Annotated in this window: 9 protein-coding genes and 1 pseudogene; 5 read left to right on the top strand and 5 right to left on the bottom strand. The window is 46.5% G+C overall.

Translation table 11 applies throughout. The annotated features are described in order from the left end of the window. Both J6U00_RS07405 and J6U00_RS07400 read right to left on the bottom strand, forming a co-directional pair. Positions 1-1097, bottom strand: a 1097-nt coding sequence (locus tag J6U00_RS07405) for a DNA translocase FtsK 4TM domain-containing protein (protein ID WP_296580629.1), incomplete at its 3' end; no start/stop codon positions are given. 85 nt (positions 1098-1182) lie between these two features. After that, on the bottom strand, positions 1183-1851 hold the full coding sequence (locus J6U00_RS07400) for an ATP-dependent Clp protease proteolytic subunit (RefSeq protein ID WP_296580631.1): 669 nt from the start codon (positions 1849-1851) through the stop codon (positions 1183-1185). Between the two features lie 561 nt (positions 1852-2412). Between J6U00_RS07400 and rpmG the strand changes: the two genes are divergently transcribed. From rpmG to rplA, 5 genes are all read left to right on the top strand, one after another. After that, positions 2413-2562: a 50S ribosomal protein L33 gene (gene rpmG / locus J6U00_RS07395; RefSeq protein ID WP_009984160.1), complete on the top strand. Its 150-nt coding sequence runs from the start codon at positions 2413-2415 to the stop codon at positions 2560-2562. A gap of 17 nt (positions 2563-2579) precedes the next feature. Beyond that, complete coding sequence (gene secE, locus J6U00_RS07390) at positions 2580-2813, top strand: preprotein translocase subunit SecE (RefSeq protein WP_296580627.1); 234 nt, start codon at positions 2580-2582, stop codon at positions 2811-2813. 26 nt (positions 2814-2839) lie between these two features. Beyond that, positions 2840-3367, top strand: coding sequence for a transcription termination/antitermination protein NusG (gene nusG / locus J6U00_RS07385; RefSeq protein ID WP_296580624.1), 528 nt, complete (start codon positions 2840-2842; stop codon positions 3365-3367). 93 nt (positions 3368-3460) lie between these two features. Then, positions 3461-3886: a 50S ribosomal protein L11 gene (gene rplK / locus J6U00_RS07380; protein WP_019680811.1), complete on the top strand. Its 426-nt coding sequence runs from the start codon at positions 3461-3463 to the stop codon at positions 3884-3886. A 127-nt stretch (positions 3887-4013) separates the two neighbouring features. Further along, positions 4014-4709, top strand: a complete 696-nt coding sequence (rplA, locus tag J6U00_RS07375) for a 50S ribosomal protein L1 (protein ID WP_296580622.1) — start codon at positions 4014-4016, stop codon at positions 4707-4709. Between the two features lie 52 nt (positions 4710-4761). Here rplA and J6U00_RS07370 read toward each other — a convergent pair whose 3' ends face one another. The 3 genes and pseudogenes from J6U00_RS07370 to J6U00_RS07360 form a co-directional block, all read right to left on the bottom strand. Then, positions 4762-5763: an Mbeg1-like protein gene (locus tag J6U00_RS07370; protein WP_296580619.1), complete on the bottom strand. Its 1002-nt coding sequence runs from the start codon at positions 5761-5763 to the stop codon at positions 4762-4764. A gap of 148 nt (positions 5764-5911) precedes the next feature. Then, positions 5912-8953: a glycoside hydrolase family 9 protein gene (locus J6U00_RS07365; RefSeq protein ID WP_296580617.1), complete on the bottom strand. Its 3042-nt coding sequence runs from the start codon at positions 8951-8953 to the stop codon at positions 5912-5914. Positions 8954-9246: 293 nt separating this feature from the next. Beyond that, positions 9247-9638 (bottom strand): annotated as a pseudogene (locus J6U00_RS07360) (glycosyl hydrolase family 9, cellulase); the annotation flags it as partial.

Here is a 9638-nt window from a genome sequence, read left to right as displayed (position 1 = left end):
GCGCTGTCCATGGTGAAGGACCCGATATGGAGGCTCCGCACCGCCAGGGAAGCCGCCGCCAGAACGATCACCGGCAGCAGCAGGTTCCAGGCACTGCCCCAGAACTGTTCTTCCTCCTCGGGGATATAGTTCTCCTCGATTATTGGAGCTGTTCTGCGTTCTGCCGCCGGCTTTTCCGCAGGGGCAGGCTCGATGTCTATGTCTATATCCGGACCGATCTCCTCATCTCCGTAGCCGTCATGTACTATGAGGTGGTCGGTGGGAAGAGGGATATCAAGGAAAAATCCGTCAGGGAGAGCCTCAACGTCTTTTTTGTTCTGAGCAGCTCTTTCCGAGGGCTTCTGCCTCGATTTACGGGTATTTGCAATATTTATAGCTTCAAGATCTGCGTCGAAGTCTTTCTTTTCCTTTTCATCGTCAAGGTCATCATCAAAGGCGTCCACAAATTCTCCGCCTACCAGCATATTCTGCAAGCCGTTGAAGCATCTGCCTATGAATACGAAGGGAGCTGCAAGGAGTTTCAAGAACTCTATCAGTCCTCTGCCGGAAAGGAGCATACCGAATACGAAGAAAAGTACAAGGGCAAAGAGCTTTGCACCAAGTTTTCCAAAGAATTTAAGGAGAGGTCCTGCTATCACCATACTGGCTACGCCGCCGCTTTTCAGCTCCGCGCCGTTGTCGTAGAGGCATTTTACGTGACCACTAATACCGCTTCCCGGTATACGCCCCACGGCGAATATCTGGAATGCGGCGCTTATAAGGAATATCATTGCGATACACCATATCACTCTGCTGCTGAGATCCTTCTTGGTCTGCTCGCTTCCCAGCTTTACTGCGGTGTATATGAGTATTACTGGTATAAGAAAGGCTGCTATGCCGAAGGTGCCGCGCATGAACTTATGTAACGCAAGCCAGCCCTTGTCGCCCTGTATAAACGTTATCAGGGCAGTAAGTACGCCCAGTGCAAAGAGCAGTATCGACCAGAACTGATTGCTCTCGTTCTGTGGAGCTGTCTTTGCGTTGCTTATCGGCTCCCTTTTGGGAGCTTCCGGCTTCTTTGACTTTGAAGCCGTGCTTTTTTTCTTTGCTTCTGCCATATATGCCTCCGTTTTGTTCTATGTAGCTGTACCATAATGATAACACATTTTCTACGCAAAAAAACGCGTATCGGCACAGCTGCGGTCAGTCCGCATATCTTTTTTCTGTATTTTCTATCATATCGTACAGACAGTCAATAGCGTCGCAGAGACTACCAATACTGTCTATTAGTCCTAACTCTACGGCTTTTTCGCCTTCAACAACGCTTCCCACATCAAGGACAAGCTCCTCTGTGTTCATCATCAGAGTGCGGAAGTCCTTCTCGGTGATATTGCTGTTTTTTGTGACGAACTGTACTATCCTGTCCTGAATTTTATCAAAGTATGAGAGAGTCTGAGGTACACCGAGGACAGTCCCATTCATGCGAACAGGGTGGATAGTCATTGAAGCTGTGGGAACAATAAACGAGCGTTTAGCGCTTACCGCAAGAGGAACACCTATGGAATGTCCGCCGCCGACTATTAGTGATACAGTGGGAGTTTTCATGCCTGCGATAAGTTCCGCAAGGGCAAGACCAGCTTCCACGTCACCGCCGACGGTATTGATTATGATGAGAAGTCCCTCAACGCTCCTGTCCTGCTCGATAGCGACGAGAGCCGGGATTATATGCTCGTATTTTGTGGTCTTGTTCTGCTCGGCAAGAACATAGTGCCCTTCTATCTGCCCTATAACTGATAGGCAGTGTATCAGGTGCTTTGAATTTCTTGTTATGGCTTGTCCATTCTCACGGATAAGCTCAGCTTCGTCAAGCATTTCTTCGGCGGGTGCACCGCCGCTTTTTCCGTCTGACAATGTATACACCCCCAAAGCTATTCTGTGCAGCTTTCACAAGCATATACATTATTTATTATATACCTTTACTGACTGAAAGTCAATAGCCATGTGCAGACTGCGTTCTGCCGTCCACAAGCTATTAGAGATTAGTGATTAGCAGGGCGGCGGAGCATATCCGTGTCGGTATTGGCATAACTGCGTTGTGACTAAAGGAATGCCGCCCGTGACATAAACGCTGACTTTAGTTTAGGTTGACTTTTAGGGCTTTTGGGAGTATAATAAGCCATATAGAACTGCCATGTCAGTTTTTTTAGGGGAGGATATTATGTGTTCATCAAAGGCTGTATCGGATAATATCCGCTCCTGCTAAGTATTAAGCATTATAAACTAAAACTTTCTTTCAAAAAAGGCTTGACTTTTATATTTATATGTGTTATAATATCAGTACCTCGTTGGGGGTTTATTTTTTTGTCCCCGTGCGAGGGAGGCAAACAACCTACCTTTGGTAACAAAGGAAGTAATAATTCAGGAGGTGCCGATATGAGAGTAAAGGTTACTTTAGCTTGTACAGAGTGCAAGCAGCGCAACTATGTTTCCAAGAAAAACAAGAAGAATGACCCTGACAGAATCGAAATGATGAAGCATTGTAAGTTCTGCAGAAAGCATACTCTTCATAAGGAAACAAAGTAATCGGAAGGAGTATTTTTATGGCTAAGAATACAACTTCGGAAAAAAAGTCCGAAAAGAAACAGGACAATAAGATCATCAAATGGTTCAAGGACCTCAAAGTCGAATTCAAAAAGGTGGTCTGGCCGACAAAGAAGACAGTTATCAATAACACTTCTGTCGTTGTCAGCGTTATCGTTGCAGCAGCGATCCTCGTCGGTTTGATAGATCAGGGCTTTCTCACAGCACTGCGTTCGATCTACAACGCAGGTTAATTTATTAGGAGATCAGGAGGAGCATTATGTCAGAAGCAGCTAAGTGGTATGTAATCCACACATATTCAGGCTATGAAAATAAAGTAGCTCAGAATATTGAAAAGGTCGTAGAAAACCGCAAGCTTCATGAACTTATCCAAGAGGTCAGAGTTCCTACCGAAAAAGCTACTGAGATCACAGACGGCAAAACAAAGGAAGTAGAACGAAAAACCTATCCGGGTTACGTTCTCGTTAAAATGATTATGAACGACGATTCGTGGTATGTCGTAAGAAATACCAGAGGCTGTACAGGTTTCGTTGGTCCGGCTTCAGAGCCTACCCCCCTTTCAGAGGAGGAGGTACAGAAGCTCTTCGGTCTTGAGACTGATACCGTTACCGTTAACTTTAAGGTCGGCGATAATGTGCGTATCTCGGGTACCGCTATGGACGGATTTATTGGCGTTGTTCAGAATATCAATCTCGACGATCGTACTGTAGACCTTCTTGTCTCTATGTTCGGTCGTGAAACCCCCACTACATTGCCTGTAAGTCAGGTAATCAAGGTGGAGGACTAATTCAGGTCAAAAAGAATCCGAAGTATGGATTCAGTGGGAGAGGTAAAATAATTCTTGCCTCGCCATTTACCACATTTATGGAGGTGCGAATACATGGCACAGAAAGTAGTTGGCTACATTAAGCTTCAGATCGCAGCAGGAAAGGCTACTCCTGCACCGCCTGTTGGTCCGGCACTCGGTCAGCACGGCGTTAATATCATGGCATTCACAAAGGAATTCAACGAGAGAACAAAGAACGACATCGGTATGATAATCCCTGTTGTTATCACTGTTTATGCAGACCGTTCATTCTCGTTCATCACTAAGACTCCGCCCGCAGCAGTCCTCATCAAGAAGGCTTGCAACATAAACAGCGGTTCGGGAGTTCCCAATAAGACCAAGGTTGCAAACATCACTAAGGAACAGGTACAGAAGATCGCTGAGACAAAGATGCCTGACCTCAATGCAGGTTCACTTGAGGCAGCTATGAGCATGATCGCTGGTACAGCTCGTTCAATGGGCGTTGTAGTTGTTGACTGATCAAATTTTTGAATGATGAAGTGGGATACAGGTTATCCCGTTCAGAGTTCTATTGGTGGGAGGAAAATTCCGCTAATCGGGTAAGCTATAAGCTCCCGGTATTACCACTTAAATAGGAGGAAATATAATGAAACACGGCAAAAAATATGTTGACAGCGCAAAGGCTGTTGATTATGCAAAGCAGTATGATTCCACAGAGGCTCTTGACCTCGTTTGCAAGAACGCAAAGGCTAAGTTCGATGAGACTATCGAGGCTCATATCCGTCTCGGCGTTGACTCAAGACACGCTGATCAGCAGGTAAGAGGCGCTGTTGTTCTCCCTAACGGTACAGGTAAGACTGTTCGTGTATGCGTATTCTGCAAGGAAGACAAGTATGAGGCGGCTCAGGGCGCTGGTGCTGAGTATGTTGGCGGTCAGGATCTCGTTGACAAGATCATGAAGGAAAACTGGATGGACTTCGACGTTGTTATCGCTTCACCTGATATGATGGGACTCGTTGGACGTCTCGGTAAGGTTCTCGGACCTCGTGGTCTTATGCCAAACCCCAAGGCTGGTACAGTAACCCCTGATGTTGCAAAGGCTGTTACAGAGGCTAAGGCTGGTAAGATCGAGTATCGTCTCGACAAGACAAACATCATTCACTGTCCTATCGGAAAGGCTTCTTTCGGCGCTGCAAAGCTCGAAGAGAACTTCAACACACTCATGGAGGCTGTTGTTAAGGCTAAGCCTGCTGCTGCAAAGGGTACTTACCTTAAGAGCTGCACAGTTACCTCAACAATGGGACCTGGTGTTCCTGTTGCTACAGCTAAGTACGGTGTCTGATTTTTAACAGTAAATTTTAAAGGCTTCACGGATATTTCGTGAAGCCTTTTTGTCATTTAAAGAAAGCGCCTTTGCCATTCTGGGCGATCTTCCGGAAGGCTTCCTTCATTACCGCTTGATTTTCTGGCTTTAGCTTTGATATAGCCTTTATTATCGCTGGATATGACCTCAGCTTGTTCAGCTCCTTCAGAGTTTCCTTGTCAGGAGCCTGAAGTATCTCAAAGAGTGATTCAGTGAATATTTCTCTTTCAGTGTCACTGAACTCCTCCAGCATACCAGATATAGCCTTGTTTATCACATCTCCCGACTTTTTCAGCTTGTCGGTAAGCAGGAAGCGGTTGCGCTTCAGCTCCCAGTTATAGGCGTAGTGTTGTTTGAGACCGATGGCAGTATTCTTCACTATTTTCGGCTCAGAGGAGTTTGCCAGAAGCATACCAACTATTGATACCTGAGGTATGAAGCACTTTATCTTCGGGAGGATACTGTTATATACCTCAGAGGTTATAACCTCATCACGGAAGCCAGGCCCATCGTAGGAATAGATATTAACAATGCGGTCACGTATGCTTTCTGTACAGTATAGAGCGCTGTATATAGCGAAATTACCTCCCTTTGAGTGACCACCGAGTCGTATAGGGGCTTCACCGTCCACAAAGGCAGTGTTGAGGTAGTCTATCGCACGTTCCTGACCTGCGGTCTGTGGCATGAAGCTGAGGTTGAAGTCCTCCTTCCAGCCCACAACAGTGCCGTCGGTGCCACGGAAGGCTAGAAAGCCGCTACCGTCGCCGAGGCGGTATGTGAGCGCGGAAAACTGCATATCCTCGTTAGATTCCACAGAGCATATAAAGCCCCGTAAGGTAGTGCCGCTGAACCTTTTGGACTCTGACAGCTTCTTGAAAAGGATATTGTCCTGATCAAAGGTCAGTATTCTCCTTTTTACGTCGACATCATCAGGTCTGTATTTGCGGTAAGCTTCGGGGATTTCTGTCTCCTCGCCGAAGCTTTCTGAAACGACTCCCTCAAGGTTAACGTAGCAGAGCTGCGACAGTATCATTCCATCGATCTCATTGAAGGGATCGGCAGAGAAGGGGACATCGCCTCTCCAGTCTAGATAATCAAGTATATTAGACAGAATACCGCCTCCTTAAAAACAAAGCGACGCCGAAGCGCCGCTTTATTTTATTGATAAAGATTACTAAGAATTACTTAGTAGGATCAAGTGATGAGATCTTGTGGAGGAGGAATTCCTGGATGCGAAGAGCATCGTTAGCGGTGATTCCTGCACTGCCTGTATCTACATCTGCATTAGCCTGACCCTGAGCTGTGATAGCCTTAGCGTCTGTACCGCCGAGACCATACTTGTTCGGGTTAGCAAGTGACTGCATGATAAGAACAGCATCTGACATATCTATATCACCGTCGCAGTTAGCGTCGCCCCACTTAGTAACAGTGGTAGTACCGCCATTTGAGGTGGTAGATGTTGTTGTTGTGTCCTTAGATGTAGTCGTAGTTGTAGTTGTAGTTGTGGTTGTAGTTTTGGGTGGTGTAGTCTGACCGCCGCTCTTGTTGAAGTTTGCAGCCTCATCCTCAAAGAATGACATAGCCCAAGCGAAAGGAGCGTTCCAGTTAATAGTAACCTCATTTACAGACCAAGCCTCGATAGAGTCAACGAAGCACTTCTGTGAAGCTGTCTTACCTCTCTGGTAGCCGAGACCGCCAACATAAGGATCCTGGAGGCCTGCGCCACAACCGCCTGACATAACTCCTGAAGGAGCCATCGGGAACTCGTGGTCAAGCTCGTAAGACCAGTATCTGTGGTGAGGATTGTTTGAATGATATGTACCGTAGCCGGTAACGAATGAGAAGCCGAGACCGTTACGTCCGAAGATGTAGTCGAGAGCTGAAACAGCACCGTTTGCATACTTCATATCGTGATCTGATACGTCGTAAGCATAAGCCATAACGATAGCGTTATTGATAACGAATGAGTTTGAACCCCACTCATAACCCTCGATAACTTCACCAGGAGCGTTGATATCATCGGTAAATGTTGTTCCCTTATAAGGAATACCCATACCGTTTGATGAGCTGTTCTCGAAGTCGATATATGAATCGGCACACTTCTGGATATTTGTCTTTATCGTAGCAAGATCATCAGCAGATGTATTCTCGCTGAGGAGAAGAGTCAGAGTACCCAGACCAGCTGTACAGCCCCAGTTGAATGAGCTGAATGAACCGCTGTTCTCACCGCCGCCGAGGCTTGTGGTGATATCGAATGCCTTATCATGTCCGTCGCCGTCGTGGATATTCTTATAGCTCTTGAGGAAGTCATAGTACTCGCTGTCGCCTGTTGTTGAGAAGAGCTCACAAGCTGCCCAGTAAGCGTCGTCGTCTACATAAGTATCGCCGTATCCGCCGCCGCCGATAGCCTGATCAAGAGGAGCGAACTGAGGATCGGTCTTCCATGAGCCGTCCTTGCCCTGCCACTTGGACTTCTTAGCCATAAGAGCTTCCCAAGAAGACTTAGCGTTCTTGAGGCACTTTTCAGCGAATGAATCATCTATGCCCTTCCAGAGACGTGCAGCCTGTGCAGCACAAGCTACCATATTGAATGTAGCTGCATACGTCGGAGGCTTAACTATACGTGTTGTGCCCCACTCCTTCTGGTAGTCGTAAGGCTTTGTAGCAAGACCTGTCCACTTGTGGTCGTGCATTTTGTGGTAAACGAAACCTTCACAATCGCTCCAAGCTGAATCCTTGGAAGAAACGATCATGTTGAACATCCACTCGAGCTCAACTCTTGCTTCGTCGAGAACATCAGGAGTACCTGTGCCGTCGAACTTGATATTACCAACGCTGTAGCTCTGCGGGATCTTCATTGACTTGCCGTCTGCCCACTTGGAATCTGTACCCTGAGCAACAGATCTCTCGTACATATTCTGGAGAGTCCATACAGAGATACCACCGTTAACAACGTATTTACCGTGGTCACCAGCATCGTACCAACCGCCGACACAGTCAATCTGGTATGTCTTGTCTCCATCAAATTCCTGTCCGTAGGACTTAACCCACTCAGACTGAACATAAGCCATATCTGAAGGAGCATGACCACCATTATGAGCGAGCTTGCTCTTGTCGTCCTTAGGATTGTAGGATGTGATGTAAGTCTCTTCGATATCCATACCTGAACGATTCTGATAGTAGTAGTTCATAGCGTTCGTGAGGATACCGTCATAAACATCGTCACCGATCTTGAACTCATGGCTGATGTACTTTTTGTATGTTTCCTGAGTCTTCTTGTTCAGGAATGTATTGCTTGTATCATCAACTTCGATAGTGTAAGTACCGGGATCTGTAACCTCTGAGAAGTCAAGGATCTGGCAGTAGTCGCCTGCATCCTTATCATAGCCGACAACCTTACCTGTTCCTGAGTAAACCTCTGTGCCGCCCTTCTTTACGGAGAACTTAACAGCAGACTTTTCTTCGCTTGTAGCATAAGTAGCAAGCTTCTGAGCGTTTGTGAAGTAACCAACCTGGTTGATTCTTACGTCACTTCTAGGAGTGATAACGCCGAGTTCGTTTGTGGGATCCCAGAGACAAGGAGTTGACTTTTCGTCCTTGAATGAGCTTCCGCAGGTCTCGCACTCGAGAGACATGTTATCAAACTTAAGGGTTGTTCCCTCAGGGAAACAGTCAGTTGACTGGTAAGGGCCTGATCCGCCGTAGTGGAATGCCCACTCAGCAACTTCGATAGTCTCAGCAGCTGTGAATGAGCTGTCGAACTCGTTCTTACCCTTGGAGATCTTAACGTTGTTCCAGCCCTGTGACCACTGCTCTGAGTTGTTCTGCCATACGCCGCCTACACCGCTGAGCTGTGAGATGTGTGTATGGAGCTCACCCTCGCTGGAAGCGTCTACTTCCCAGTGGATCTTGTATGAGTGACCAGACTCAATGTGGAGACTTCTGTGTCTGAACTGACAGTCCCATCTGGAGTCACCGCCACGGGTCTTTCCGCCGGGGTTAACGATAGTACAGTTGTAAGTACCGCCGCTGATAGTGAAAGACTGTTCTGCGGGGTTAGTTACGCAGATATGCCAAGGAAGACCGATTCCATCATCGAAGTCGTTCTGTCCAAGACAGTTACCGGCTGCTGCATTCATAGGAACGAGAGCAGCAAGGCTTGAAGCGATAACTGAAGCACCCATCAGGCTGCTTACAACCGCTTTGAAATTTTTCTTGTGCATTTGAATACCCTCCCTGATATTTTGTAAGATATAATTTATAACGCAATGCCAGTGCAAACATTGCGGTTATACCGTCTGTAATCCGCGAAAAATAGGCTCTCCCGACGGGAGCTTGCACCGATGCCTATTCATCATTCATATTATATTATATCGAAAAAAAAAAGTAAATAGTTTTCTGGAATTTCGTGTATTTCCCTAATGGGCTTCTTAAAGATTTGTACACATTTTACAAAAAGGTAAAAAAAATAAGAGGAAACAGGTTTCCTCTTATTTCTTGATTATGAATTAGTTATTTATTTTTCAGGGAGCTCTTTTATGAGGTTCAGACAGAATTTCTGAATGCTCAGAGCATCATTTGCGGTGAGGTTCGTTCCGTTCTCGTAAACGTCGCCGTTGAGGGCTCCCTGCTCGGTAATATGGTGCTCATCCGTGCCGGAGAGGCCGTATTTATTCGGGTTTGCGAGGGACTGGAGAATAATTACTGCGTCTGCAAGATCGACGCCGCCATCACAGTTAGCGTCTCCCCATTTGGTAACACTATCTGTATTTCCTCCGGGGAAGCTTGTAGTTGTTGTAGTCTCGCTAATATAGCTTGTAGTGCTTGTAGTAGTGAGAGTTGCACTTGTTGTAGTAGTTGTTGTGGTTGTAGTGGTAGTTGTTGTTGAAGTTGTTGTTGTTGTTGTGG

The organism is Ruminococcus sp., from assembly GCF_017650195.1.
GTDB lineage: Bacteria > Bacillota > Clostridia > Oscillospirales > Ruminococcaceae > Ruminococcus.
This window is presented reverse-complemented; position numbering and strand designations above follow the sequence as displayed.

What these genes read in the sequence shown, in the direction of transcription:
- J6U00_RS07400 (WP_296580631.1), bottom strand. Translation starts at nt 1,851, where the DNA reads ATGCTTGACGAAGCTGAGCTTATCCGTGAGAATGGACAAGCCATAACA.
- rpmG (WP_009984160.1), top strand. Translation starts at nt 2,413, where the DNA reads ATGAGAGTAAAGGTTACTTTAGCTTGTACAGAGTGCAAGCAGCGCAAC.
- secE (WP_296580627.1), top strand. Translation starts at nt 2,580, where the DNA reads ATGGCTAAGAATACAACTTCGGAAAAAAAGTCCGAAAAGAAACAGGAC.
- nusG (WP_296580624.1), top strand. Translation starts at nt 2,840, where the DNA reads ATGTCAGAAGCAGCTAAGTGGTATGTAATCCACACATATTCAGGCTAT.
- rplK (WP_019680811.1), top strand. Translation starts at nt 3,461, where the DNA reads ATGGCACAGAAAGTAGTTGGCTACATTAAGCTTCAGATCGCAGCAGGA.
- rplA (WP_296580622.1), top strand. Translation starts at nt 4,014, where the DNA reads ATGAAACACGGCAAAAAATATGTTGACAGCGCAAAGGCTGTTGATTAT.
- J6U00_RS07370 (WP_296580619.1), bottom strand. Translation starts at nt 5,763, where the DNA reads ATGATACTGTCGCAGCTCTGCTACGTTAACCTTGAGGGAGTCGTTTCA.
- J6U00_RS07365 (WP_296580617.1), bottom strand. Translation starts at nt 8,953, where the DNA reads ATGCACAAGAAAAATTTCAAAGCGGTTGTAAGCAGCCTGATGGGTGCT.